This window comes from Streptomyces peucetius (genome assembly GCF_025854275.1).
In the GTDB taxonomy this organism is placed as follows: domain Bacteria; phylum Actinomycetota; class Actinomycetes; order Streptomycetales; family Streptomycetaceae; genus Streptomyces; species Streptomyces peucetius_A.
Map to the genome: position 1 here is coordinate 6,776,323 of NZ_CP107567.1, position 25,318 is coordinate 6,801,640.

At 71.7% G+C, this 25,318-nt stretch carries 24 protein-coding genes; 21 read left to right on the forward strand and 3 right to left on the reverse strand.

What is annotated here, in order from left to right; genetic code table 11:
• Positions 1–66: 66 nt before the first annotated feature.
• Positions 67–1,071, reverse strand: coding sequence for a Gfo/Idh/MocA family oxidoreductase (locus tag OGH68_RS30665; RefSeq protein ID WP_264248543.1), 1,005 nt, complete (start codon positions 1,069–1,071; stop codon positions 67–69).
• A gap of 156 nt (positions 1,072–1,227) precedes the next feature.
• On the opposite strand from OGH68_RS30665, the gene OGH68_RS30670 reads away from it, so the two are divergent.
• From OGH68_RS30670 to OGH68_RS30730, 13 genes are all read left to right on the forward strand, one after another.
• Positions 1,228–1,947: a GntR family transcriptional regulator gene (locus tag OGH68_RS30670; protein WP_319020280.1), complete on the forward strand. Its 720-nt coding sequence runs from the start codon at positions 1,228–1,230 to the stop codon at positions 1,945–1,947.
• A gap of 114 nt (positions 1,948–2,061) precedes the next feature.
• Positions 2,062–3,060: a sugar ABC transporter substrate-binding protein gene (locus tag OGH68_RS30675; RefSeq protein ID WP_264248544.1), complete on the forward strand. Its 999-nt coding sequence runs from the start codon at positions 2,062–2,064 to the stop codon at positions 3,058–3,060.
• Between the two features lie 151 nt (positions 3,061–3,211).
• On the forward strand, positions 3,212–4,225 hold the full coding sequence (locus tag OGH68_RS30680; RefSeq protein WP_264248546.1) for a sugar ABC transporter substrate-binding protein: 1,014 nt from the start codon (positions 3,212–3,214) through the stop codon (positions 4,223–4,225).
• Positions 4,222–5,283 carry an ABC transporter permease gene (locus OGH68_RS30685; protein WP_264248547.1) on the forward strand — a complete coding sequence of 354 codons (1,062 nt, stop codon included), beginning with the start codon at positions 4,222–4,224 and terminating at the stop codon, positions 5,281–5,283. The genes OGH68_RS30680 and OGH68_RS30685 overlap by 4 nt, the downstream gene beginning before the upstream one ends.
• Positions 5,284–6,111 (forward strand): ATP-binding cassette domain-containing protein, encoded by an 828-nt coding sequence (locus tag OGH68_RS30690; protein WP_264248549.1) that lies wholly within the window; start codon positions 5,284–5,286, stop codon positions 6,109–6,111.
• Between the two features lie 129 nt (positions 6,112–6,240).
• The gene (locus OGH68_RS30695) at positions 6,241–7,407 is read left to right on the forward strand and encodes an ROK family glucokinase (RefSeq protein ID WP_264248550.1); all 1,167 of its coding nucleotides are present in this window, start codon (positions 6,241–6,243) and stop codon (positions 7,405–7,407) included.
• Positions 7,404–7,982: a hypothetical protein gene (locus tag OGH68_RS30700; RefSeq protein WP_264248552.1), complete on the forward strand. Its 579-nt coding sequence runs from the start codon at positions 7,404–7,406 to the stop codon at positions 7,980–7,982. Before OGH68_RS30695 ends, OGH68_RS30700 begins: the two co-directional genes overlap by 4 nt.
• A gap of 833 nt (positions 7,983–8,815) precedes the next feature.
• Positions 8,816–10,330: an FG-GAP-like repeat-containing protein gene (locus OGH68_RS30705; RefSeq protein WP_264248553.1), complete on the forward strand. Its 1,515-nt coding sequence runs from the start codon at positions 8,816–8,818 to the stop codon at positions 10,328–10,330.
• Positions 10,331–10,505: 175 nt separating this feature from the next.
• Positions 10,506–11,783, forward strand: a complete 1,278-nt coding sequence (gene pcaC, locus OGH68_RS30710; protein WP_264248555.1) for a 4-carboxymuconolactone decarboxylase — start codon at positions 10,506–10,508, stop codon at positions 11,781–11,783.
• 12 nt (positions 11,784–11,795) lie between these two features.
• The gene (locus OGH68_RS30715; RefSeq protein ID WP_264248557.1) at positions 11,796–12,428 is read left to right on the forward strand and encodes an MBL fold metallo-hydrolase; all 633 of its coding nucleotides are present in this window, start codon (positions 11,796–11,798) and stop codon (positions 12,426–12,428) included.
• Between the two features lie 55 nt (positions 12,429–12,483).
• Positions 12,484–13,263 carry an exodeoxyribonuclease III gene (locus OGH68_RS30720; RefSeq protein ID WP_264248559.1) on the forward strand — a complete coding sequence of 260 codons (780 nt, stop codon included), beginning with the start codon at positions 12,484–12,486 and terminating at the stop codon, positions 13,261–13,263.
• A 58-nt stretch (positions 13,264–13,321) separates the two neighbouring features.
• Entirely contained in the window at positions 13,322–13,768 is a 447-nt protein-coding gene (locus OGH68_RS30725; RefSeq protein WP_264248561.1) for a DUF6278 family protein, read from the forward strand.
• 234 nt (positions 13,769–14,002) lie between these two features.
• Entirely contained in the window at positions 14,003–14,746 is a 744-nt protein-coding gene (locus tag OGH68_RS30730; protein WP_264248562.1) for an amino acid ABC transporter ATP-binding protein, read from the forward strand.
• Positions 14,747–14,798: 52 nt separating this feature from the next.
• Here the strand turns inward: OGH68_RS30730 and OGH68_RS30735 are convergent, their stop codons facing one another.
• Positions 14,799–15,074: a CocE/NonD family hydrolase C-terminal non-catalytic domain-containing protein gene (locus OGH68_RS30735; RefSeq protein ID WP_264248564.1), complete on the reverse strand. Its 276-nt coding sequence runs from the start codon at positions 15,072–15,074 to the stop codon at positions 14,799–14,801.
• A 267-nt stretch (positions 15,075–15,341) separates the two neighbouring features.
• On the opposite strand from OGH68_RS30735, the gene OGH68_RS30740 reads away from it, so the two are divergent.
• Positions 15,342–16,133, forward strand: a complete 792-nt coding sequence (locus tag OGH68_RS30740; RefSeq protein ID WP_264248565.1) for an alpha/beta fold hydrolase — start codon at positions 15,342–15,344, stop codon at positions 16,131–16,133.
• On the forward strand, positions 16,130–17,404 hold the full coding sequence (locus OGH68_RS30745) for a cytochrome P450 (RefSeq protein ID WP_264248567.1): 1,275 nt from the start codon (positions 16,130–16,132) through the stop codon (positions 17,402–17,404). The genes OGH68_RS30740 and OGH68_RS30745 overlap by 4 nt, the downstream gene beginning before the upstream one ends.
• A 13-nt stretch (positions 17,405–17,417) precedes the next feature.
• On the opposite strand, the gene OGH68_RS30750 is transcribed toward OGH68_RS30745, so the two are convergent.
• Entirely contained in the window at positions 17,418–18,161 is a 744-nt protein-coding gene (locus OGH68_RS30750; RefSeq protein WP_264248568.1) for a hypothetical protein, read from the reverse strand.
• A 115-nt stretch (positions 18,162–18,276) separates the two neighbouring features.
• Here OGH68_RS30750 and ggt point away from each other — a divergent pair, with 115 nt between their 5' ends.
• The 6 genes from ggt (at position 18,277) to OGH68_RS30780 (ending at position 25,307) form a co-directional block, all read left to right on the forward strand.
• Positions 18,277–20,103 (forward strand): gamma-glutamyltransferase, encoded by a 1,827-nt coding sequence (gene ggt, locus OGH68_RS30755; protein WP_264248570.1) that lies wholly within the window; start codon positions 18,277–18,279, stop codon positions 20,101–20,103.
• Positions 20,104–20,208: 105 nt separating this feature from the next.
• Entirely contained in the window at positions 20,209–20,961 is a 753-nt protein-coding gene (locus OGH68_RS30760) for a glycoside hydrolase family 75 protein (protein ID WP_264248573.1), read from the forward strand.
• 81 nt (positions 20,962–21,042) lie between these two features.
• Positions 21,043–21,423, forward strand: a complete 381-nt coding sequence (locus OGH68_RS30765; RefSeq protein ID WP_264248574.1) for a PPOX class F420-dependent oxidoreductase — start codon at positions 21,043–21,045, stop codon at positions 21,421–21,423.
• Between the two features lie 108 nt (positions 21,424–21,531).
• A complete protein-coding gene (locus OGH68_RS30770; protein ID WP_264248576.1) occupies positions 21,532–23,028 on the forward strand; it encodes a hypothetical protein in 1,497 nt (498 codons plus the stop codon).
• Positions 23,029–23,187: 159 nt separating this feature from the next.
• A complete protein-coding gene (locus OGH68_RS30775; RefSeq protein ID WP_264248578.1) occupies positions 23,188–24,030 on the forward strand; it encodes a nitrilase-related carbon-nitrogen hydrolase in 843 nt (280 codons plus the stop codon).
• Entirely contained in the window at positions 24,027–25,307 is a 1,281-nt protein-coding gene (locus tag OGH68_RS30780; RefSeq protein ID WP_264248581.1) for an aspartate aminotransferase family protein, read from the forward strand. The genes OGH68_RS30775 and OGH68_RS30780 overlap by 4 nt, the downstream gene beginning before the upstream one ends.
• The last annotated feature ends 11 nt before the right edge of the window (positions 25,308–25,318 follow it).

The window sequence follows — 25,318 nt, forward strand, 5'->3', positions numbered from 1 at the left end:
CCGGGCCAGGCCATAGCCTGCCGGGGCCGCGGCCCCGGCAGGCGCCCCCGGGCGACCGGCCGCCCGTCAGCCCGCCGGGATCTCCTCCAGCCGGACCGGTCGCCGCTCGCGGCGCGAGAGCTCGCACGCCTCCGCCACCCGCAGCGCCGTCAGTGCCTCACGGCCGTCGCAGGCGTTGTCCGCCTCGCCCGCGACCAGGCGCACGAACGCGTCCAGCTCCGCCTCGTACGCCGGGGCGAAACGCTCCAGGAAGCCCGGCCACGGCTTGTCGACGGGCGGCAGGCCGTGCGGCTCGGTCGAGCTGATGGGCGTACGGTCGTCGAGGCCCACCGCGACCTGGTCGAGCTCGCCGGCCAGTTCCATCCGTACGTCGTACCCCGCCCCGTTGCAGCGGGTCGCGGTCGCCGTGGCCAGCGTCCCGTCGTCGAGGGTGAGCAGCGCGGCCGCCGTGTCCACGTCGCCGGCCTCGCGGAACATGGCGTGGCCCGCGTCGGAGCCGGTCGCGTACACCTCGGTGATCTCCCGACCCGTCACCCAGCGCAGGATGTCGAAGTCGTGGACCAGGCAGTCCCGGTACAGCCCGCCCGACAGCGGCAGATACGCGGCGGGCGGCGGCGCCGGGTCGGAGGTGATGGCCCGTACCGTGTGCAGCCGGCCGAGCCGGCCGGAGCGCACCAGCTCGCGGGCCGCGGTGTACCCGGCGTCGAACCGCCGCATGAAGCCCAGCTGGAGCGCGGTGCCCGCCTGCTCGACCTCGCGCAGCGCGGCCAGCGTGCCCGGCATGTCCAGGGCGATCGGCTTCTCGCAGAACGTCGGGAGCCCCGCGCGTGCGGCACGGGCGATCAGGTCGGAGTGCGCGGCGGTCGCCGAGGCGATCACCACCGCGTCCACGCCCCAGGTGAATACCTCGTGGACGCTGGGTGCGGCGGTGGCCCCGCAGCGGTCGGCCACCTCGGCGGCCCGGGCCGCGTCGGTGTCCGCCACGACCAGTGAACCCACCTCACGATGGCGGCTGAGGACGCCCGCGTGAAAGCTGCCGATACGTCCCGTCCCGATGAGTCCGATGCGCATGGCCCAAAGGTGGAGGTGAGGCCGCCGCGCTGTCAAGACTTTGTCCTGACAACCGAACCTCACGACTTCCCGTCAACATGGCGTGCGACTACGCTCCCTCACGTGCCCAAGCAGCCCAGACACGAGACGGAACCGTCGCTGTCGCTCCAGCTCAGCGTGGACCGCACCAGCCCGGTCCCGCTCTATTTCCAGCTCTCGCAGCAGCTGGAATCGGCCATCGAGCGGGGGACCCTCACCCCGGGCAGCCTGCTCGGCAACGAGATCGAGCTCGCGAGCCGGCTCGGCCTGTCCCGGCCGACCGTCCGCCAGGCGATCCAGTCCCTGGTCGACAAGGGGCTGCTGGTGCGCCGCCGGGGCGTGGGAACCCAGGTCGTGCACAGCCAGGTCCGGCGCCCGCTGGAGCTGAGCAGCCTCTACGACGACCTGGAGGCGGCCGGCCAGCGGCCCGCCACGGTCGTCCTGAACAACGTCGTCGAGCCCGCGGGCGCCGAGGTCGCGGCCGCGCTCGGCGTACCGGAGGGCAGCGACGTCCGGCTGATCGAGCGGCTGCGATACGCCCACGGCGAGCCGATGGCCCGGCTGCGCAACCACCTCCCCGCCGGCCTGCTGGAATGCGACACCGAGCGGCTCGAGGCCACCGGCCTGTACCGGATGATGCGCGCCGCCGGGATCACCCTGCACAGTGCCCGCCAGTCGGTGGGTGCCCGCGCGGCGACGGCCGAGGAGGGCGAGCTGCTGGGCGAGCCGGCCGGGGCGCCGCTCCTGACGATGGAGCGCGCCACCTTCGACGACACCGGACGGGCGGTCGAGTTCGGTTCCCACGTCTACCGGGGCTCGCGCTACGCCTTCGAGTTCCAGCTCCTGGTCCGCCCGTAGGGCGAGGAACCTCTCGGGTAAGAATGTTCGGACAAAGTCTTGACGGGGTCGCGGGGCCGCCGTAGAAACGCTCCCAGCCGCAACCGGGCGGCCGGGAGAGAAGGCGGACCCACCATGCGTACCACCCGCACGGCAGCAGCCCTGCTCGCCGCATGCGCCCTGGCGGTCGTCGCCGGATGCAGCAGCTCCGGCGGCAAGGAGGCCGACGAGAAGCCGGCCGGGGGCGGCGCAGGCGGCGAGGCCGCGAAGACGCCCCGGATGAAGATCGCCATGGTGACGCACTCCGGCCAGGGCGACACCTTCTGGGACATCGTCCAGTCCGGCGCCAAGGTCGCCGCCCGCAAGGACAACGTCGACTTCCTGTACGCGGCGCACCCCGAGGGCAAGGAGCAGGCGCAGCTGGTCCAGACGTACATCGACCAGAAGGTCGACGGGATCATCGTCACCCTCGCCAAGCCGGAAGCCGTGAGCGACGTGGTGAAGAAGGCCGTCGCGGCGGGCATCCCCGTCGTCACCATCAACTCCGGGGCCGAGTTCTCCAAGGGGCTCGGCGCGCTCAGCCACATCGGACAGGACGAGTCGGTGGCCGGTGAGGCCGTCGGCGAGGAGCTCGGCAAGCAGGGGAAGAAGAAGGCGCTCTGCGTCATCCACGAACAGGGCAACGTCTCCCTCGAGGCGCGCTGCGCCGGCGTGAAGAAGACCTTCGACGGCACGGTGGAGAATCTCAACGTCGAGGGCACCAACATGCCCGCCACCACCTCGTCCATCGAGGCGAAGCTGCAGAGCGCCGAGGACATCGACGCCGTCGTCACCCTGGGCGCTCCGTTCGCCGCGGCGTCGGTGAAGGCCAAGGAGGGGGCGGGCTCGGCGGCGGAGATCAGCACGTTCGACCTCAACGCCGAGGTGGTGAAGCGGCTGAAGGCCAAGGAGATCACCTTCGCCGTCGACCAGCAGCCCTACCTCCAGGGCTATCTCGCGGTCGACGAACTGTGGCTCAACAAGGTCAACGGGAACGTGATCGGCGGCGGCAAGCCGATCCTCACCGGCCCCGCCCTGGTCACCGAGAAGGACGTCCCGGCCCTCGAGAAGCTCACGGCCGACGGTACGCGGTGAACACGCTCGTCACGGCCCCTCCGGCCGCCGGCCCGCCCCCGCTGCCGACCCCGCGACCAGCGATGACCGATACTTGGGCGGCCGGCCGGGTTCGCCCCGGAGCCGGCCGCAACAGGCAGGGACGCGAGTACGGCAAGAAGGGCACCACGTCGTGGCAAGGGCAAGGACAGGGGTACGCGCACTGGGCGCGGTGCTGGCGGTCGTACTCGGAGCGTCCCTCGCGGGCTGCAGCAGCACCGGCGGCAAGCGCGCGGAGGACGCCCGCAAGGCGCAGGCGGCGGCCGGGAAGGCCGCGGTGAACACCCCTCGCTGGACCTTCGCCATGGTGACGCACTCGGGCGACGGCGACACGTTCTGGGACATCGTCCAGAACGGCGCCGAGCAGGCCGCCGCCAAGGACAACATCAACCTCCTCTACGCCCACAGCGACGAGGGACAGCAGCAGGCGCAGCTCGTCGACTCCTACATCTCCAAGAAGGTCGACGGCCTGATCGTCACCCTCGCCAAGCCCGAGGCGATGAAAGCCGTCGTCGCCAAGGCCACCAGGGCCGGCATCCCCGTGATCACGGTGAACTCCGGATCCGAGCAGTCCAAGGCCTACGGCGCCCTCACCCACATCGGCCAGGACGAGACGATCGCCGGCGAGGCCGTCGGCGACGAGCTCGACGCGCGCGGCAGGAAGAAGGCCCTGTGCGTCCTGCACGAGCAGGGCAACGTCGGCCACGAGCAGCGCTGCGCCGGCGCGAAGAAGACCTTCGACGGCGAGATGCAGAACCTGTACGTCGACGGCACCAACATGCCGGACGTCCAGGCCTCCATCGAGGCGAAGCTGCAGACCGACCAGTCCCTCGACGCGGTCGTCACCCTCGGCGCGCCCTTCGCCGACGCGGCCGTCCAGGCCAAGGAGGACGCGGGGTCCGAGGCGGAGATCGACACCTTCGACCTCAACGCGAGGGTGGCCGAAGGGCTGCGGCAGGGCTCGCTCGGCTTCGCCGTCGACCAGCAGCCGTACCTCCAGGGCTACCAGGCCGTGGACCTGCTGTGGCTGTACCGGTACAACGCAGACGTGCTCGGCGGAGGACGGCCGGTCCTGACCGGACCGCAGATCATCACCGAGAAGGACGCCGCCGAGCTTCAGGAATACACGGAGCGGGGGACCCGATGAGCCAGGCCGCACCAACGGCGACACCCGACAGGACACCGGAGAAGCAGGACGAGCGGCTGCTCGGCACCTCGCCGCTGCGCAAGCTGATGGGCCGGCCGGAGCTGGGCTCGGTCGTCGGCGCCCTCGCCGTTTTCGTCTTCTTCTCGATCGTCGCGGACGCCTTCCTCCAGACATCCAGCCTCGCCACCGTCCTGTACGCGGCCTCGACGCTCGGCATCATGGCCGTGCCCGTCGCCCTGCTGATGATCGGCGGCGAGTTCGACCTCTCCGCGGGTGTGATGGTGACCAGCTCCGCGCTGATCTCCTCGATGTTCAGCTACCAGATGACCGCCAACGTCTGGGTCGGCGCGCTCGTCTCGCTGCTGCTCACGCTCGGGCTCGGCGCGTTCAACGGCTACGTGCTGACCCGCACCAGGCTGCCCAGCTTCATCATCACGCTCGGCACGTTCCTGATGCTGACGGGCCTGAACCTCGGACTGACCAAGCTGATCAGCGGCACGGTCTCCACCAAGGCGATCGGCGACATGGAGGGCTTCGGGTCCGCATCGAGCGTCTTCGGCGAGTTCACCATCGGCGGCACGAGCGTCAAGGCGACCATCGTGTGGTGGTTCGTACTGGTCGCGCTCGCCACCTGGATCCTGCTGCGCACCCGGTTCGGCAACTGGATCTTCGCGGTGGGCGGCGGCGCCGACGCGGCCCGCGCGGTGGGCGTCCCCGTCAAGCGGACCAAGATCCTGCTGTACATGGGCGTCGCCTTCGCCGCCTGGGTCTCGGGACAGCACCTGCTCTTCTCGTTCGACGTGGTGCAGTCCGGCGAGGGCGTCGGCAACGAGCTGACGTACATCATCGCGGCGGTCATCGGCGGCTGCCTGATCACCGGCGGCTACGGATCGGCGATCGGCTCCGCGGTCGGCGCGCTGATCTTCGGTATGACCAGCAAGGGCATCGTCTACGCGGAGTGGAACCCGGACTGGTTCAAGTTCTTCCTCGGAGCGATGCTCCTCCTGGCCACCCTGCTCAACGCATGGGTACGCAAGCGTGCGGAGGCGACCACCTAGATGAGTTCCCTTGTCGAGCTCGACGGAGTCAGCAAGTACTACGGCAACGTCCGGGCGCTCGAAGGCGTCTCGCTCGAGTGCCGCGCCGGTGAGATCACCTGCGTCCTCGGGGACAACGGCGCGGGCAAGTCCACCCTGATCAAGATCATCGCGGGACTGCACCGGCACGACGCCGGCACGCTGCGCATCGAGGGCGAGGAGACCTCGCTCACCAGCCCGCGCGAGGCGCTGGACCGCGGCATCGCCACCGTCTACCAGGACCTGGCCGTCGTCCCGCTGATGCCGGTGTGGCGGAACTTCTTCCTCGGCTCCGAGCCGACCAGGGGCGCCGGGCCCTTCAAGCGCCTCGACGTCGAGACCATGCGTGAGACCACCCGCTCCGAGCTGCTGCGGATGGGCATCGACCTGCGCGACGTCGACCAGCCCATCGGGACGCTGTCCGGCGGCGAGCGGCAGTGCGTGGCGATCGCCCGCGCCGTCTACTTCGGCGCCAAGGTGCTAATCCTGGACGAGCCGACCGCCGCGCTCGGGGTCAAGCAGTCCGGCGTCGTACTGAAGTACGTGGCCGCGGCCCGCGACGCCGGTCTGGGAGTGGTTCTCATCACCCACAACCCGCACCACGCCTATCTGGTCGGCGACCGCTTCGTGCTGCTCAAGCGCGGTGTCATGTCGGCGAGCCACACCAAGGAGACCGTCACACTCGACGAGCTCACACGGCAGATGGCGGGCGGCAACGAGCTCGAGGACCTGCGCCACGAGCTGGAGCGCGCCCCCGGACCCACCCACCTCGGCGGCCATCCGGCAGGCGGCACCCGGCCCGCCGGGTAGCGCACGGTTGGAGCCGTGGCCCGCCCGCCTACTAGCATCGAGGGGGCGGCCCCCGCCCGCCCGGACCCCCACCCGCCCCGGACCCACCGCCGAGGACCCGGACCGGCCACCACGACCCGCAGGGACGACTTGAGTACGTACCGCGACTTCACGAACCGAGGCACCGCACGCGCCACCGTCCTGAAGACGGTCGGCACACGGGAGCGGCGCTCGCACCTCACCGCGCCCCGTGTCCCCACGGTCGGCATCGACATCGGCGGCACCAAGGTGATGGCGGGCGTCGTCGACGCCGACGGGGTCATCCTCGAGAAGGTCCGCACCGAGACCCCCGACAAGTCCAAGAGCCCCAAGGTCGTCGAGGACACCATCTGCGAGCTGGTCCTCGACCTCTCCGACCGCCACGACGTGCACGCCGTGGGCATCGGTGCGGCCGGCTGGGTCGACGCGGACCGCTCCAAGGTCCTCTTCGCACCCCATCTGGCCTGGCGGAACGAGCCCCTGCGCGACGCGCTCTCCGCCCGTCTCGCCGTCCCCGTACTCGTCGACAACGACGCCAACACCGCCGCCTGGGCGGAGTGGCGCTTCGGCGCGGGGCGCGGCGAGGACCACATCGTGATGATCACGCTCGGCACCGGTATCGGCGGCGCGATCCTCGAGGACGGCCAGGTCAAGCGCGGCAAGTTCGGCGTCGCCGGCGAATTCGGCCATATGCAGGTGGTGCCGGGCGGCCACCGCTGCCCGTGCGGCAACCGCGGCTGCTGGGAGCAGTACAGCTCGGGCAACGCCCTGGTCCGCGAGGCCCGAGAACTGGCCGCCGCCGACTCCCCGGTCGCCTACAGCATCATCGACCGCGTCGGCGGCAACATCCACGACATCACCGGGCCGCTGATCACCGAGCTGGCCCGCGAGGGCGACGCGATGTGCGTCGAGCTGTTCCAGGACATCGGCCAGTGGCTCGGCGTCGGCATCGCCAACCTCGCCGCCGCCCTCGACCCGTCGTGCTTCGTCATCGGCGGCGGCGTCAGCGCCGCCGACGACCTGCTGATCGGCCCCGCCAGGGACGCGTTCCGCCGCCACCTGACCGGCCGCGGCTACCGTCCCGAGGCCCGGATCGCCAAGGCCCAGCTCGGTCCGGAAGCGGGTATGGTCGGCGCGGCCGACCTCGCACGGCTGGTGGCACGCCGCTTCCGCCGCGCCAACCGCCGCCGCGTGGAACGCCACGAGCGCTACGAGCGCTACGCGCAGGCCCTGCGCAGTCCGAGCTCTGCACGCCTCACCCAGGAACCCCCGTCATGACAACGCTGACCACCCGCCGACCGACGCCGCAGACCCCGCCGCCCCCCGAGGGCCGACGCCACATGATCGTGCGCCGGTGGATCACCGCGATCGTCATCGTGCTGCTGATCGGCATCCCGGCCGGCTATCTGGCGATCTCCGCCGAGCAGAGCCGTGCCAGCGGCCGCGACAAGGCGGCGGAGTCCGCCGCGGAGGGCCTGCGCGACTTCTGGCCGTCCCTGATGAAACGCCGCATCTACGAGGTGCCGATCCCCGCGCGCTCCACGGGCGTCGCCTACTTCGAGACCAGCAACTGGAAGACCAGCCGCCTCTACGTGGAGTTCCGCACCTCCGCCGAGGGCCTCGACGCCTTCCTGAAGGGAGTCGGCACCAGCCGCGCCGCACTGGAGGAGGGCAAGATCACCATCAGTGACCGCGACGCCGGGGTGGTCGGCTGGAACTTCGGCCTCGAGCACCGGGTCTGGGCCGGCACCGTCCACACCCAGAAGGACCCGCGGCCGAGCCAGGACATCGTGGCCGACCTGACCGACCCGGACCGTCCCCTGGTCTACGTCGTCTCGACGACCAACCCGTAGGGACCGGGCACCGGAAGAGCCCGGCCGCCCCCGGTGCTCCGTCAGCAGGACCGGAGCCGGAGCCGGAGCGAACGGGCTGCCCGTCGCCGCGCCACGCATCGCGCGCGCAAGGTCTCCGCGGGCCACGACGGCAACGGCGACGGTCGTTTCAGGCCCGCGGATTCTTTGAATTCACCGGAATCCAGCTCCCGTTCACCGGCAGTTCTCCTGGCTGCCGGACATCAGCGCCGCGAGATCCCCGACGGGAAAGCGCACACGCCCGAATCGCCGCGCTGTGATCCACGGCACATGTTCCGGGGTCTGACGGTGGGTTAGGCTTCAGCCGCATTCTGTTCGTCTGCCAGAACAGCGTGGCGGGGGCAGGGGGGTTCCTGGGGGGAGCTGCCTTTCGGACTTGGCGTCACCTCGCGCTGCCTGAAAGGAACTTCTCATGGCATCTCGCCTTCGTCGACGGTTGCCTGCCGGTCTCGCGGGGACCTCCATGGCCGTGGCGGGGGGACCGCCGTCGCCTTCGCCGCGATGACACCTTTCGCGGCGGCCACCGGTGGAACGGCACAGGAAATGCCGCCGTCCACGGTCGGGAATTCCGCCCAAGAAGGGCGACGGTCGGCATTCTGCCGGCCGGGCAGAAGGCGTTGCCTCCGGCGGTAAGCGGTCTGTTCTGGCCGGAATTCGTGTGACCGGCTGAAAACCACCGGGTGGGGCTCAGTATCTCGTTTTCTCTCACATGTCCTGACCCGGGCCGCACGGCCGGAGCCGTCCCGCCGCGTCCGCCGTACGAGGCGACGGGGCGCACCTGCCGTGCCCGGGTCCCAATCCTCTGGGGAACATTCTTGACAGCCAATCGTTCACGCCTCATGTGGACCACGAGCGCCGCCGCGGCGCTCGCCGCACTGCTGACATCCGCTCCGGCGAACGCCCTCCACGGCGACGATGCCCCCGCCGGACTCGGCTTCACCGCGAAGGTCAACGTCGGGGACCAGACCGCCTGCACCGGCACCCTCGTCTCGCCCCGGTGGGTACTGACCGCCGCCTCCTGCTTCGCCCCGGACGGAAAGCCCGCCGCCGGCAAGCCCGCCGTCGGCACCACCGTCACCGTCGGCCGCACCGACCTCACCCAGACCACGGTCGGGGCCACCCGGGCGGCGGTCGAACTCGTCCCGCACCCCGAGCGGGACCTGGTCCTGGTGAAGCTGCAGACCGGTGTCGCCGGTGTGAAGCCGGTCGCCCTGGCCGCCACGCCGGTGACGGCCGAGGAGAGCGTGCAGGCGGCCGGTTTCGGCCGCACGAAGACGACGTGGGTCCCCGACAAGCTGCACACCGCCTCGTTCACGGCAGCAGGCGACGGCTCGGCGAACGTCGCTCTGACGGCGACCGGCGACGCGGTCGTCTGCCAGGGGGACGCCGGCGGCCCCGTCCTGCGTGAGGCGGGCGGAACGCAGGAGCTGGTCGCCGTCACCAGCAGGTCGTGGCAGGGCGGATGCCTCGGCACGCCGTCCACGGAAACCCGGACGGGAGCCGTCGCGACCCGCGTCGACGACGTGCGCTCCTGGATCACCGGCACGGCGTCCCTCGTTCCGGGCGACCTGAGCGGCGACAACAAGCCCGACCTCGTCGCGGTCGACGACCTCGGCAAGCTGTACCTCTACCCGGGTACGGGCACCGGCGCTCTCGGTACGCGCGCCCTCATCGGGACGGGCGGATGGTCGGGTGCCTCCGTGACCCACCGCGGTGACTGGACCGGGGACGGCATGGAGGACATCGTCGCCCGCGTCGGCAGCGAGCTGCGCGTCTACCCCAACCGCGGCGACGGCTCGCTCGCCTCTCCGATCAGGATCGGCACCGGCCTGCCAACGAACGCCCAGGTCGTCGGCGTCGGCGACGCCACCCTGGACGGACAGCCCGACCTCGCCATCTCGTACCACGACAAGCTGTACATGTACGCGGGCGTCAGCAGTCCCACCCCGTCCGTGGCCGCACCCGTCCTCATCGGCAACGGCGGCTGGGGCGTCATGAGCCTGACCGCACCCGGCGACGCCGACCGGGACGGCCGGGTCGACCTGCTGGCCCGGGACACCCGTGACGGCATCCTGTACATCTACCTCGGACAGGCCAACGGCACGTTCAGCGACCGGACCGAGTACGGCCACTCGTACACCGTCTCCTGGCGGCCCCTGATCGCCGGCGCCGCCGACGCCAACCGCGACGGCGTCGCCGACATGTGGACCACCGCGGCGGACGGCACCCTGCAGTTCTACAAGGGCGGGACCTCGATCCACGGCCCGGTCGACGGGCCGAGCACGCAGGTCGGCAACGGCGGCTGGAACGCCATGCGGTCCATCAGCTGACGCAGGGTCCGCCAACTCGCGGTTCCACCCGGTCCGCAACGGCCGGGAGTACAGCGGCGGGTCCCGTGTCCACGGGGCCCGCCAGCGGCTCCCGGCCGTCCGGGAAGGCGGCGGGTTCACACGGCGTTCCGACCCGGGCGCGTGGGAGAGCGCGAGATGTGAGAACGTGCAGGGCGTGAGCGAGACACCCAAAACCCTGCAGTACCGCATTGACGGGCCAGAAGACGCACCCGCCCTGATCCTGGGTCCCTCACTGGGTACCACGTGGCACATGTGGGACCGGCAGATCCCCGAACTCTCCGAGCGGTGGCGGGTGGTCCGGTTCGATCTGCCCGGCCACGGCGGCGCACCCGCGCACCCGGCCCCCTCCGTCGGCGAGCTCGCCGAGCGGCTGCTGGCCACCCTGGACCAGCTGGGCGTGCAGCGCTTCGGTTACGCGGGCTGCTCCATCGGCGGCGCGGTCGGCATCGAGTTGGCCCTGCGCCATCCGCAGCGCGTCGCGACCCTGGCGCTGGTCGCCGCGTCGCCCCGGTTCGGCACGGCCGACGAGTTCCGCCAGCGCGGTGTCGTCGTACGCACCAACGGCCTCGACCCGATGGCCCGCAGCGCGCCGGAGCGCTGGTTCACCGCGGCCTTCGCCGCCGCCCAGCCGGCCATCGTCGAGTGGGCCGTGCAGATGGTCCGCACCACCGACCCCGGCTGCTACATCGCCGCCTGCGAGGCCCTCGCCGCCTTCGACGTCCGGGCCGAACTCGGCCGGATCGGCGTCCCCACGCTCGTCGTGGTCGGGTCGGAGGACCAGGTGACGGGCCCCGCGGAGGCCCGCACCCTGGTCGCCGGGATTCCGGACGCCCGGCTCGCGCTGGTACCCGGGGCCTCCCACCTGGCTCCGGTCGAGCAGCCCGCCGCCGTCACGGACCTGCTCTCCCACCACTTCGCGACCGCCTGGCACGACACCCTCTCCGCGTTCCCCGCCCCGCCGGCCGCGCCCGCCACCTCCGTGCCCGTCGCGCCGGTCGCCGAGATCGCCCCGCCCGCCCCCGAGCAGCCGCATGCCACCGGGTCCGGCAGGCCCGACCCGTACCAGGCCGGGATGAAGGTGCGGCGCGAGGTGCTCGGCGACGCGCACGTGGACGCGGTCATGGCCGACGGCGACGACTTCACGGGCGACTTCCAGGAGCTGATCACCCGCTACGCCTGGGGTGAGGTGTGGGCCCGTGAGGGCCTGGACAGACGCACCCGCAGCTGTGTGACGCTGACCGCCCTGGTCGCGGGCGGGCACCTCGACGAGCTGGCCTCCCACACCCGGGCGGCGCTGCGCAACGGACTGACCCCGGCGGAGATCAAGGAAGTCCTGATCCACACCGCCGTGTACTGCGGTGTCCCGACGGCGAACGCGGCCTTCAAGGTGGCACAGGGCGTGATCCAGGAGGAGACGACGCTCCGGGCGTAGCAGGATGGTGGCATGAGGCTCACCAAGAAGACCCATGCCTGCGTGCAGCTCGAGAAGGACGGGCGGCGTCTGGTCATCGACCCCGGCGGCTTCAGCGAACAGGACGCCGCCCTGGGGGCCGATGTCCTCCTCGTGACGCACGAGCACCCCGACCACTTCGACGAGGGCAGACTGCGTGCGGCGCTCGAGGCGAACCCCGACGCCGCGCTGTGGACCTTGCGCAGTGTCGCCGAGCAGCTCTCCGCCGCGTTCCCGGGACGTGTCAACACGGTGGGCCACGGGGACGCGTTCACGGCGGCCGGCTTCGAGATCCAGGTGCACGGCGAGCTGCACGCGGTGATCCACCCGGACATCCCGCGGATCACCAACGTCGGCTACCTGGTGGACGGCTCCGTCTTCCACCCGGGCGACGCCCTCACCGTGCCCGACCGGGCGGTGGACACGCTGATGCTGCCGGTGCACGCCCCGTGGAACAAGATCTCCGAGGTGATCGAGTACGTGCGCGAGGTGAAGCCGCGCCGCGCCATCGACGTCCACGACGCCCTCCTCACCGACCTCGCCCGGCCGATCTACGACCGGCAGATCGGCGAGCTCGGCGGCGCGGACCACGGCCGGCTGGCCCCCGGCGAGTCCCGGGACGTGTGAGGCCACGGCGGGCGCGAACGCGTGACTGTCGTACCCCGCCGTTAGGCTTTGCGCCATGCGTATCGCCACGTGGAACGTCAACTCGATCACCGCCCGGCTGCCCCGGCTGCTGGCCTGGCTGGAGAGCAGCGGCACCGATGTGCTGTGCCTCCAGGAGACCAAGTGCACCGAGGAGCAGTTCCCCGCCGCGGAGCTGCGCGAGCTGGGCTACGAGTCCGCGGTCCACGCCGACGGCCGGTGGAACGGGGTGGCGCTCGTCTCCCGGGTGGGCCTCGAGGACGTCGTGCGCGGCCTGCCCGGCGGTCCTGACTACGGGGGCCTCCAGGAGCCGAGGGCGATCTCGGCGACCTGCGGCCCCGCCCGCCTCTGGTCGGTGTACGTGCCCAACGGCCGCGAGGTCGCCCACGACCACTACGACTACAAGCTGCGCTGGCTGGCGGCCCTGTCAGTCGCGGTGACGGAGGACGCGGCGGCCGGGCGGCCGTTCGCCGTGCTCGGCGACTTCAACATCGCGCCGACCGACGACGACGTGTGGGACCCGTCCTTCTTCGAGGGCATGACCCATGTGACGCCCGCCGAGCGGACCGCTCTGGCGACGCTTCGTGAGCGGGGTCTGGCCGATGTGGTGCCGCGTCCGCTGAAGTACGAGCACCCGTTCACGTACTGGGACTACCGCCAGCTCTGCTTCCCCAAGAACCGCGGCATGCGCATCGACCTGGTGTACGGCAACGAGCCCTTCACGAAGGCGGTCAAGGACAGCTACGTCGACCGCGAGGAGCGGAAGGGCAAGGGCGCCTCGGACCACGCGCCGGTCGTCGTCGACCTGGACGCATGACGTTCACCGGCGCGCGCCCTGTGGTGCACCCGGCTGTCCGGGTGGGAGTCTTTGCGGTATGAACATCCCTTTCTTGGACCATTGGCTGGGGCGCCACGGCGAACGGGACAAGGGCGACGCGGCTGCCACGGAGCACGATCCCGAGCGCGCGGCGGCCATCACCGACCTGCTGTCCGAGTGCGAGCTGCTGCGCGCCAGAGCGGCACAGGCCGGACTGGAACTGGACGACTCACCGAGCTCGTTGACCGCGCTGGACCAGCTGCCACCGCGCTGGCGCGACGACCCGGAGGAGCTGCCCTGGCTGGGCAACGACGCGGGGCTCTATCTGGGCACCGTCATCGTGCGCACGGTTCCCGGCGCGGCCTGGCACATCTGGCCGGGGGGCCACCCGGTGGTGCGGCTGGCCTCGGGGCGGGAGATCAGTGTGGTGGAGGCGGGCGTGGAGTGGGCGTTCAACGGGGCGCCGGAGCTCTCCCAGGTCTACGGCGAGGCGGCGGAGGCCTAGGGCCCCGTTCGTCCGGGTCTGGCGCCTCTCTTACGGGTCCATGGCTTCTCGTCCGGGCCGTGCCGGGCGTGTGCGGCCGGGGCGCTTCCGGCCGGTTGCGACCGATGTCGCTCGGCTGGGTTTCGCATTAGTACGGCTTATGCCCTCTTTATGCGTGTCGGGTGTGAAGCCCCTTGGCGGGCTGGATAGTTTGCGCTGACCGCGACACACAGCGACGAGTGGGCAGGGCAGCGTATGGTCGTCGATCCGTTGATCGAGCTGCGTGATGTGAACAAGCACTTCGGGCAGTTACATGTTCTCCAGGACATCAACCTCGCCGTCGGCCGCGGAGAGGTGGTGGTGGTCATCGGACCGTCCGGCTCGGGGAAATCGACGTTGTGCCGGGCCATGAACCGGCTCGAGACCATCGAGTCCGGACGTATCACGATCGACGGGCAGCCCCTGCCGGAGGAAGGCAAGGCCCTGGCGAAGCTCCGTGCCGACGTCGGCATGGTCTTCCAGTCCTTCAATCTCTTCGCGCACAAGACCGTCATGGCGAACGTCTCCCTGGGCCCCGTCAAGGTCCGGGGCCTCAAGAAGGAGGAAGCCGAACGACGCTCCCGTGAACTGCTCGACCGGGTGGGCCTGGCCGACCAGGCGTCGAAGTTCCCCGCCCAGCTCTCCGGCGGCCAGCAGCAGCGTGTGGCCATCGCCCGCGCCCTGGCGATGGACCCCAAGGTCATGCTCTTCGACGAGCCGACCTCCGCCCTCGACCCGGAGATGATCAATGAGGTGCTTGAGGTGATGCAGCAGCTCGCGGCCGAAGGGATGACCATGGTCGTCGTCACCCACGAGATGGGTTTCGCCCGCTCCGCCGCCAACCGTGTCGTCTTCATGGCCGACGGCCGCATCATCGAGGACCGCAGCCCCGACGACTTCTTCACCGACCCCCGGACCGACCGCGCCAAGGACTTCCTCTCCAAGATTCTCAAGCACTGACTGCCGGCGGGTCCCGGCGCCTTCACGGCGTGAACGGGACAAGCCCAGTGGTTCATGGAGCACCACCCACTCCCCGTGCGTGGCACGGGGACCCGGCCGGCAGCAGCCGGTGATCACTCCTGGCGCAGCGGGACCGACGGATACGACGGGTCGGCTGCCGCGAGGAGAAGGTCAGCTGCGCGCCGCTCGGGTTGTGCTCGATGTAGAGCAGGTCGACGGTGTCGACGACCACGGCGAGACGGTGGCCGGCCGGTACGTCGTAGGCGCAACTCCAGGTCCACGGCGAACGGCTGACCGGGCGTCCGGCCGTGGAAGGTGTACGGCGCACGGGAGACCGGCTTGCCGAGGCCGAGCGGGCCCACGTCGCAGAGGTGTGCGACGAGGGTGCCGCTCTCCTTGGTGCTTGTGACCGGTGCTTGTGACCGCGGTGTGCAGCTCGGCGGTACCGCGGACCTGCCGCTCGGCCGCGCAGCGCTCCGACCGTCACACGGCGGCGAACGAGCGCGGCAGCAGCGGGCCCCGATCGGGGGCTTGTCCCGAAGGCCGCGCCCCAGCACTGTGGGGAGGTCCGCCCGAGCCGGTGAACGGAGACCCTGTGACCCCCATCCCGCTGCCCCATTCCCTGTACGGCTCCGGCCCGCACCGGGTGCTCGCCGTGCACGGCTGGTTCGCCGACCGCTCCGCCTACGCCCCACTCCTCCCGGACCTCGACACGAAGAGCTTCACCTATGCCTTCGTCGACCTGCGGGGCTACGGCGAGGCGCGCGACGTCCGAGGCGCGTACACCACGTCCGAGGCCGCCGGGGACCTCCTCGCGCTCGCGGACCGGCTCGGCTGGGACTCGTTCTCGCTCGTCGGCCACTCGATGGGCGGCTCCGTGGCGCAGCGTGTACTGGCGACGGCCCCGCGGCGTGTGCGGCGGATCGTTGGCATCTCGCCCGTTCCCGCCTGCGGCCTGAAGATGCCGCCGGAGCAGTGGGAACTGTTCGCCTCCGCGGCGACCGCACCCGCGAGCCGCCGGGCCATCATCGACTTCACCACCGGCTCGGTCAGGCCGTCCGCCTGGCTGGAACGCATGGTCGAGCGCTCCCTGGCCCGCAGCGACCGCGATGCCTTCCGTGCCTGGCTCGACTCATGGGCGGGGGAGGACTTCCACTCCGAGGTGGTCGGCTCGACCGTTCCCGCCCTGGCGGTCACCGGCGCGCTGGACCCGGCGATCAGCGCCGGCTTCATGCAGGAGACCTGGCTCCGCTGGTACACCGAGGCCGACCTCGTCGAACTGCCGTGCGCGGGCCACTACGCCATGGACGAGACACCGCTGCAACTCGTCACCACCGTCGAGGACTTCCTGCGGGCGGACGTGAACGGACAAGATCTTCCGGTATGACGGTGCCCGATGTCTTCGACCCGAGGATCTACGCCCGGGGACTGCCGCACGAGTCGTTCCGGATGCTGCGCGACCACCACCCGGTGGCTTGGCAGGAGGAGTACGAGGTCCTCGGCTGGCCCGCGGGGCCCGGCTTCTGGGCGGTGACCCGGCACGCCGACGTCGTCCGCGTCCTCAAGGACCCCGCGGCCTTCTCCTCGCATCTCGGCGCCACCCAGATCCGCGACCCCGACCCCGCCGACCTGCCGTTCATCCGGCGCATGATGCTCAACCAGGACCCTGCGCCCCGTGCGGCAGCCGCCCCGGCCGCCCCCGGCACCAGGGAGGGACCGTCCGACCACGGCAGACTGCGTCGCCTGGTCAGCCGCGCCTTCACACCGCGGCGCGTCGACCGGTTCGCCGCGACGGCCCGCACCCGCGCCCGCCGGCTGCTGACCGCCGCACGTGACGGCGGCGACACGTTCGACCTCGTCGAGGCCGTCACCGACGACTACGCCCTGCTGAACCTCGCCGACCTGCTCGGCGTACCCGAGAGCGACCGGTCCCTCCTGCTCGAGTGGACCGAAAGGGTCATCGCCTACCAGGACCCCGACGAACCGCCGGTGCTCGGCCCCGACGGCGCACCCGTCAACCCGCGCTCGCCGGCCATGCTGCGGGAGATGTTCGACTACGCCCGGCAGCTCGCCGCGTGCAAGCGCCGCTGTCCCGCCGACGACGTGATGACGTCGCTCGCCACCGGTGAACTCCGCGAGGACGAGCTGGAGATGTTCTTCTTCCTGCTCACCGTCGCCGGCAACGACACCGTCCGCAGCGCCGCCCCCGGCGGCTTCCTCGCCCTGGCGGAGAATCCGGCACAGCAGCGCAGGCTGCGCTCGGGAGACGTGGACCCGGGCACGGCCGTCGAGGAACTGCTGCGCAACCACCCGCCCGTCCTCAGTTTCCGCCGCACCGCCACGAGGGACACCCTGATCGCCGGACGGACCGTCCGGGCCGGCGACAAGGTCGTCGTCTTCCACGCCTCCGCCAACCACGACGAGCGGGTCTTCGACGAGCCGCACCGCCTGGACCTGTCCCGCACCCCCAACCTGCACGTCTCCTTCGGGGACGGCCCGCACATCTGCCTGGGCGCGCACTTCGCCCGCCTTCAGCTGCGGGTCCTGCACGAGGAGGCACTCACCGCCCTGCCCCCGTACGCGCCTGCCGCCCCGCCCCGCAGACTGGTGTCCAACTTCATCAACGGCATCAAGTCCCTGCCGCTGCTGCTCGACTGAGCCGGCCGTCCGCTCAGGTCGCCGCGCGATGGGAGCTGCGGGCCGCCGGGACGGCGCTCTGGGCCGCCCGTGTCACATCCGCCACGAGCTCCACCACATCGGGGCCGTACGCCTGCGAGTTGACCACCTTGAGCAGCAGGCAGAACGAACCGGTGCCGTGCTTGCGGGCGAGCTTCTCGTGGTGCCGGGCCAGATAACGGGTGGCCGCCTGGTTGGTGATGGCGCGCTGCCCGAAGAAGAGGAAGACCGGGCGCGCCCCCTGGTCGGTCGTCAGTCTCGCCAGCAGCACGTACTCGGACACGCCCGGCTCCATGCGGTACCGCTCCGAACCGATCTGGAACGAGGCCTGGTCCGGACCGGGCTCGGCATCCGTGTTGATCTTCACGCCGGGCAGCATGCTGTGGAGATGAGCCAGCGAGCGCCTGTTCGACCCCGGGCCGCCGACGCAGAACTCCGTCCGCTCGCCGAAGCCCTGCTGTGCCGCGTCGTGCCAGACGATCTGGGTGTGCGCCCCGCAGTCCTTGATGAGCGCGGACAGCTCGAGCAGCGCGAACACGTCGAACCGGTGCACCGAACCGTCACGGCTGGAATCCCGGTTGACGACCAGCACGCATTCGGAGTTCCCCGGCAGCCCGAAGAACGCCTGCTTGCGCCGCAGTCGCCGCCGCCAGAGGTAGGTGCGGGCGAGCCAGCCGAGCGTGGCACTGATTCCCGCGGCCACCACGCCGAGCACGATGTTGCGTACGTCGTCAGTCATGGGCGCGCATGCTAGCGGTGCGGTGGAAGGTTGTTCGAGTCCCATCCGTTCCGGTGCTGTTGGCGACGCCGCCGGAAAGTTACGCTGCGCCGACACCGGCTGACCGGAGGTACGAATGCGTCGCTCCACCGCACGGAACATGACGGTCGTGGCCCTTGCCGCGGCCGTCGCCTCGATCGGCGTCGCGGCTCCCCCCGCGCCGTACGCCGCCCCACCGGCGGCACCGTCCGCCAAGGCCCCGCCCGCCAAGACGCCGGTCGCCGTCGGCCACGGCGGCGCCGTCGCGAGCGTCGACGCCGACGCGTCGGCGGCGGGCATCGAAGTGCTGCGCAACGGAGGCAACGCGGTGGACGCGGCGGTGGCGACCGCCGCCGCGCTCGGGGTGACGGAGCCGTACTCCGCGGGCATCGGCGGGGGCGGCTACTTCGTCCACTACGACGCCCGGACCCGCTCCGTGCACACCATCGACGGCCGGGAGACCGCACCCCGGTCCGCCGACGCCTCCCTCTTCCTGGAGGACGGTGAACCGATCCCGTTCGCCGAGGCCGTGACCAGCGGACTGGGCGTGGGCACCCCCGGCACGGCGGCCACCTGGGACGCCGCCCTCGACGCCTGGGGCAGCCGGCCGCTCGGGGAGCTGCTGAAGCCGGCGGAGCGGCTGGCGAAGCACGGCTTCACCGTCGACGCCACCTTCCGCGAGCAGACCGCCGACAACGAGGCGCGCTTCCGCGACTTCCCGGCATCGGCCGAGCTGTTCCTGCCCGGCGGGCGGCTCCCGGTCGTCGGCTCCGTCATCAGGAATCCCGACCTCGCCCGCACCTACAAGGAGCTCGGCCGCAAGGGCGCCGGTGCCCTCTACGAGGGCGACCTCGCCAGGGACGTCGTCCGCACCGTGCGCAACCCCCCGGTCGACGAGGGCACGACGCGCGTCGTCCGCCCCGGCGACCTGACGGAGCGCGACCTGCGGGCGTACGAGACGGTGCGGCGCACGCCCACCAAGGTCTCGTACCGCGGTCTGAACGTGTACGGCATGCCGCCGTCCTCCTCCGGCGGCACCACCGTCGGCGAGGCGCTCAACATCCTGGAGCGCACGGACCTGTCGGACGTCTCCGAGGAGCGGTATCTGCACCGGTTCATCGAGGCCAGCCGGATCGCCTTCGCCGACCGCGGGCGGTGGGTCGGCGACCCGGCGTTCGAGTCCGTGCCGACGTCGGGGCTCCTGTCGCAGCGGTTCGCCGACTCGCGTGAGTGCCTGATCAAGGACGACGCGGTGCTCACCAGCCCGCTGGCGCCGGGCGACCCGAGCCGGCCCGAGCGGTGCGGGTCGTCGGGGAAGGCGGCGCCGACGACGTACGAGGGGGAGAACACCACCCATCTGACGACCGCCGACAAGTGGGGCAACGTCGTCGCCTACACGCTCACCATCGAGCAGACCGGCGGCAGCGGCATCACCGTGCCCGGGCGGGGTTTCCTGCTCAACAACGAGCTGACCGACTTCTCCTTCGCGCCGGCCGACCCCGCCGTCCACGACCCGAATCTGCCCGGCCCCGGCAAGCGGCCGCGTTCCTCCATGTCCCCGACGATCGTGCTGGACGGTCACGGCCGCCCCGTGGTGGCGCTCGGCTCACCGGGCGGCTCGACCATCATCACCACGGTCCTGCAGACGCTGACCGGTCATCTGGACCGGGGGCTGCCCCTGGTTGACGCGATCGCGGCGCCGCGGGCCAGCCAGCGCAACCAGCCGACGACCGATCTGGAGCCGGCCCTGTGGAACAGCCCGTCGCGGGCACGTCTCGAGGCGATCGGGCACCGGTTCCGGCTCAACCCGGAGATCGGCGCTGCCACCGCCGTCCAGCGGCTGCCGGACGGCCGGTGGCTGGCGGCGGCCGAGAAACAGCGGCGCGGCGGCGGTTCCGCGATGGTGGTCCGTCCCGCCCGCTGAGCCGGCCGCATCCGGCGCGGCCGGGCGGAGGTAACCCGTCCGGCCGTGCGAGCGAGGCGGTACGGACGCGCCGGGGTAGGGAGCCTTTCGACAGAAAGGCCCCCCGTGCGCATTCGACACACCGCTCTCGCCCTGGCCGCCGGCTTCGTCGTGCTCTCAGCGGCGACAATGCCCGCGGCCGCGCAGCCTGGCACGATCCCGCCCCCGCCCCCGCCCGCTCCCGGCAGCTACCGCGCCGCACCGGAGGCGGACGTCGACGCGGCCGCACTTCTCGCCGCGCTGGGGCGCTGCACCACTCAGATCTCGAAGGGCGGGTACGCCACCGACCGGGGGAGGGCCGCGAACATTCCGGTCTGCGAGCGCCGCGAGGCCGTGTACTGGACGGCGGACATGGACATCGACTGCGACGGCCGGCGCACGGCGCGCTGCAACCGTGACACCGACCCGTCGTACCAGCCGGCCACCGCCTTCACCCAGTCGGACGGCAGATATCTCAATGCCGAGAAGCTGCCGTTCGTCGTCGTGCCGGCCCCCAGCGGGATCTGGGACTACCGGTCGTCGGGCATCCGCGGCGGTTCGGCCGCCGTGATGATCCACGACGGCAAGGTGGTGTACGGGGTCGTCGGCGACACCGGGCCGAGCGGGATCATCGGGGAGGCGTCGTACGGAGCGGCGCAGGCGCTCGGGATCGATCCGGACCCGGCGACGGGCGGTGTCCCCTCAGGGGTCACGTACATCGTCTTCAAGGATTCGAAGGTGTCGCCGATCGAGAGCCACCCGTCGGCGGCCGCACTCGGCGAGGAGCTGGCCCGCCGGTTCCTGGCCGGTGCGGAGGAGACCGGGGCGGCAGCGCGGTGAGGGCGTGCCGCACGGCCGGCGGCGTGGGCGATGCCCGCCCCGTCGAGTACCGCGCGAGCGGCGCGGCGTAGTCTCGCGGGCGTGAGTGCCGACAAGTTCGCCAGCGCCAGGTACGTCAGCGTCACCACCTTCCGCAAGGACGGGACCGGGGTGGCCACGCCCGTGTGGTTCGCCGTGGACGGCGGCGAGTTGTTCGTCTGGACCCGCACCGACTCGTGGAAGGTCAAGCGCCTGCGCAGGGACAGCCGGGTCGTCGTCACCGTCTGCGACGCGCGCGGCAGGATCACGGATGGCGCGCCCACCGCCGAGGGCACCGCGCGGCTGCTCGACGACTCCGGCACCCGCTCGGTGCGCCGGCTGCTGTCCCGCAAGTACACCTGGCAGTTCTGGGCCGTCGACTGGCCCGCGGCGATCGCCCGCCTCGGCAAGCGCCCGCACACGGGTATCGCGGTCACGTTCTGAAAACGGGGTGTAGCAGCGCCGTAACACGTCTGCGGTCCAATGCCTGCGGCGCCCTTGGAGCGGAGGGCTTCGTTCTGTAGTTCGGCCAGGGCCATGGGCAGGCGGGCGATGACGGTGGATCAACTTTCGGCGGACATCGAGGCGTTCGTACGGTACTTCAACGGGCTGCTGGCGCGGCTGGACCCGGACGGGGGCTGGTACGCGGTCTTCCGGCAGCGCGACCCCGAGGGGATGCAGGCGTGCCTGGAGGGCCGTGAGATCCCGCCCTGGGACGTGGTCGAGTCCCTGCTGCAGGACCTCCGGGCCGGGGACGCGGCCGAGTCCACGCGGGCGGCGCAGCTGCACGCCGCGGCCGCCGCCGCACACGACCGGCTGCCCGGCGGGCGCGCGACGCTGGAGGAGCGCGCCGAGCTGATGCGCCACGAGCGACTGCGCGCGCAGGCCCGGGCCGAGGAGCTGCTGCGCCTCCTGGCCGCCTCCCCGGACGACGCGCGCCTCACGCACGATCTTGCCTGGACCCGCGACGACCACAGCCGAGCGGTGCGCCGCCAGACCGAACTGGAGTCCCGCGCGGCAGCCCTCGCCGCCGCCCGCCCGGCGCCGCCGCCGAACGGCTCCGCCCTCGCGCGGGAGCCGCACGGTGCCACGACCCAGGGCTACGGCCCGCTCCCGGGCGGCGTCCTGGACGACGGCCGGTACGCCGCGTTCGCTCCCGCCCACGGACAACCGCAGGGCGCCGTGCCGGCGGAGGCTCCGGATGCGGCACGGGCGGAGGCCCACGACGGGCACGAACCCATGGTTGCCGCCGAGGCGGAGGCCCCGCAGGGTTCCCGGACGCGGCGGGGCGGGGGAACGGCCCCTGGGCCGGGCGACGATGGCGCCGCCCCCGCCCGTAAGGGCAAGAAGCCGCGTCGCCCCCGCGGCGGCGCCCGGTTCGCCGGTATCGAGGGGGCCGGGGACGATGCCGTCGCCGTGCCCGTGCTGCCGGTCGCCGGGGACACCCCGCGCGGGGCCCGGTACGGCGGCGGGGCCGACGCCGACCCAGTGCCGGTGGCGGGGCCCGCGCCGGACGAGGGCGCCGAGCGGGCCGCCGGCCGGACGGTGGCGGCCCTCTGCCGGCTCCGCGCCGAGGGCCGCGGCGGCGAGGCGCACGCACTGCTCTGCGAGGCCGCCGCGCGCCCCGCCGCCTGGCTGCCGGTGCTCGCCGACGAACTGCACCGCTCCGGGCTCGCGGCCGACTGGACCACTCTGCTCTGGGAGGCGGCGTCACAGCCGGCCTCACGGCTCGCGGCGGCCGCCGACGCGCTCGTCGCCGCCGGCCGCGGCGACGACGGCCGGCAGCTCCTGCGGCAGGGCGTCTTCCGCTCCGCCGACGAGATCGCGGACGCCGTCCGCACGCTCGTCGACACCGGCGCACCGGACCGCGCCCGCTCCCTGCTGGCCGCGTTCGTGCAGGTCCGCGCCCCCGAGGACAGCGCCGCCATGGCGGCGGGCGATCCCGTCCGGCTGGTGCCGCTGCTGCTCGACGCCGCCCGTGCCGCGTCACCGGCGCGGGAGCGGGACGTGGTCCACGCGCTGCGCGTAGCGGGGCACATCCACAGTTGAAACTGTTCGTTGTCGACCGCTCGGGTGCGAAACAAGATCGACTCAGCGGGTTCACGGCGATGGTCTTGCCCCCGTGTGTGACGAGGCTTACGTTCTCCATCTACGTATCCGCGTCTACGTGCGTAGAGGCTCTCTGGCGTCCCGTCGAAGGAGCAGCTCATGGCCACTGTCGTACGCGCCGCGCTCGTCCAGGCCACCTGGACCGGCGACACCGAATCCATGATCGCCAAACATGAGGAGCACGCCCGCGAAGCGGCCCGGCAGGGTGCCAAGGTCATCGGCTTCCAGGAGGTGTTCAACGCTCCCTACTTCTGCCAGGTCCAGGAGCCCGAGCACTACCGCTGGGCGGAGCCGGTGCCGGACGGCCCGACGGTCCGGCGGATGCAGGACCTCGCCCGGGAGACCGGCATGGTGATCGTGGTCCCGGTCTTCGAGATCGAGGGGGAGGGCTTCTACTACAACACCGCCGCCGTGATCGACTCCGACGGCAGTTATCTGGGCAAGTACCGCAAGCACCACATCCCCCAGGTCAAGGGCTTCTGGGAGAAGTACTACTTCAGGCCGGGCAACGCCGGCTGGCCCGTCTTCGACACGGCCGTCGGCAAGGTCGGCGTCTACATCTGCTACGACCGCCACTTCCCGGAGGGCTGGCGCCAGCTCGGCCTCCAGGGAGCCCAGTTGGTCTACAACCCGTCCGCCACCCACCGGGGCCTGTCGTCGCACCTCTGGCAGCTGGAGCAGCCCGCCGCGGCCGTCGCCAACGAGTACTTCGTCGCCGCCATCAACCGCGTCGGCATCGAGGAGTACGGCGACAACGACTTCTACGGCACCAGCTACTTCGTCGACCCGCGCGGCCAGTTCGTCGGCGACCTCGCCAGTGACAAGGAGGAGGAACTGGTCGTCCGCGACCTCGACTTCGATCTGATCGGGACCGTCCGGCAGCAGTGGGCGTTCTACCGCGACCGGCGCCCCGACGCGTACGAGGGGCTGGTGCGGCCGTGACCGACCTGTACGAGCGGCACAGGGCCGTCATCCCCGACTGGGTGGCGCTCTACTACAAGCGGCCGATCGAGATCACGCACGGCGAGGGCCGCCACGTCTGGGACGCGGACGGCAACCGCTACCTCGACTTCTTCGGCGGCATCCTCACCACGATGACCGCCCACGCCCTGCCCGAGGTCACCAAGGCGGTCAGCGAGCAGGCCGGGCGGATCATCCACTCCTCCACCCTCTACCTCAACCGCCCCATGGTGGAGCTCGCCGAGCGGATCGCGGCGCTGTCCGGCATCCCCGACGCCCGGGTCTTCTTCACCACCTCCGGCACCGAGGCCAACGACACCGCCCTGCTCCTCGCCACCGGGCACCGCCGTTCCAACCAGATCCTGGCGATGCGCAACAGCTACCACGGCCGGTCGTTCTCCGCGGTGTCGATCACCGGCAACCACGCCTGGTCGCCGACCAGCCTCTCGCCCCTCCAGACGCTGTACGTCCACGGCGGTGTCCGCACCCGTGGACCCTTCGCCCATCTGTCGGACGCGCAGTTCATCGAGGCGTGCGTCGCCGACCTCGAGGACCTGCTCGGCCACACCCATGACGTGGCGGCGCTGATCGCCGAGCCGGTGCAGGGCGTCGGCGGCTTCACCTCGCCGCCCGACGGGCTGTACGCCGCGTTCCGGGAGGTCCTCGACCGGCACGGCATCCTGTGGATCTCCGACGAGGTGCAGACCGGCTGGGGGCGCACCGGCGACCACTTCTGGGGCTGGCAGGCGCACGACAGGAACGGCCCGCCGGACATCCTCACCTTCGCCAAGGGCATCGGCAACGGCATGTCCGTCGGCGGTGTCGTCGCCCGCGCCGAGATCATGAACTGCCTCGACGCCAACTCCATCTCCACCTTCGGCGGCAGCCCCGTCACCATGGCCGCCGGTGTCGCCAACCTCGCGTACCTGCTGGAGCACGACCTCCAGGGCAACGCCCGCCGGGTCGGCGGCCTGCTGCTGGAGCGGCTGCGGGGCATCGCCGCGAGCGTGCCGGCCGTGCGAGAGGTACGGGGGCGCGGACTGATGATCGGCATCGAGCTGGTGAAACCCGGAACCGACGAGGCCGACCCGCAGGCGGCCGCGGCCGTCCTGGAGGCCGCCCGGGAGGGCGGGCTGCTGATCGGCAAGGGCGGCGGACACAGCACCAGCGTCCTGCGCGTCGCCCCACCCCTCTCACTGACCGTCGCCGAGGCGGAGGAAGGCGCCTCGGTCCTCGAACAGGCCCTGCGCAGCATCTAGCCCACCGCGAG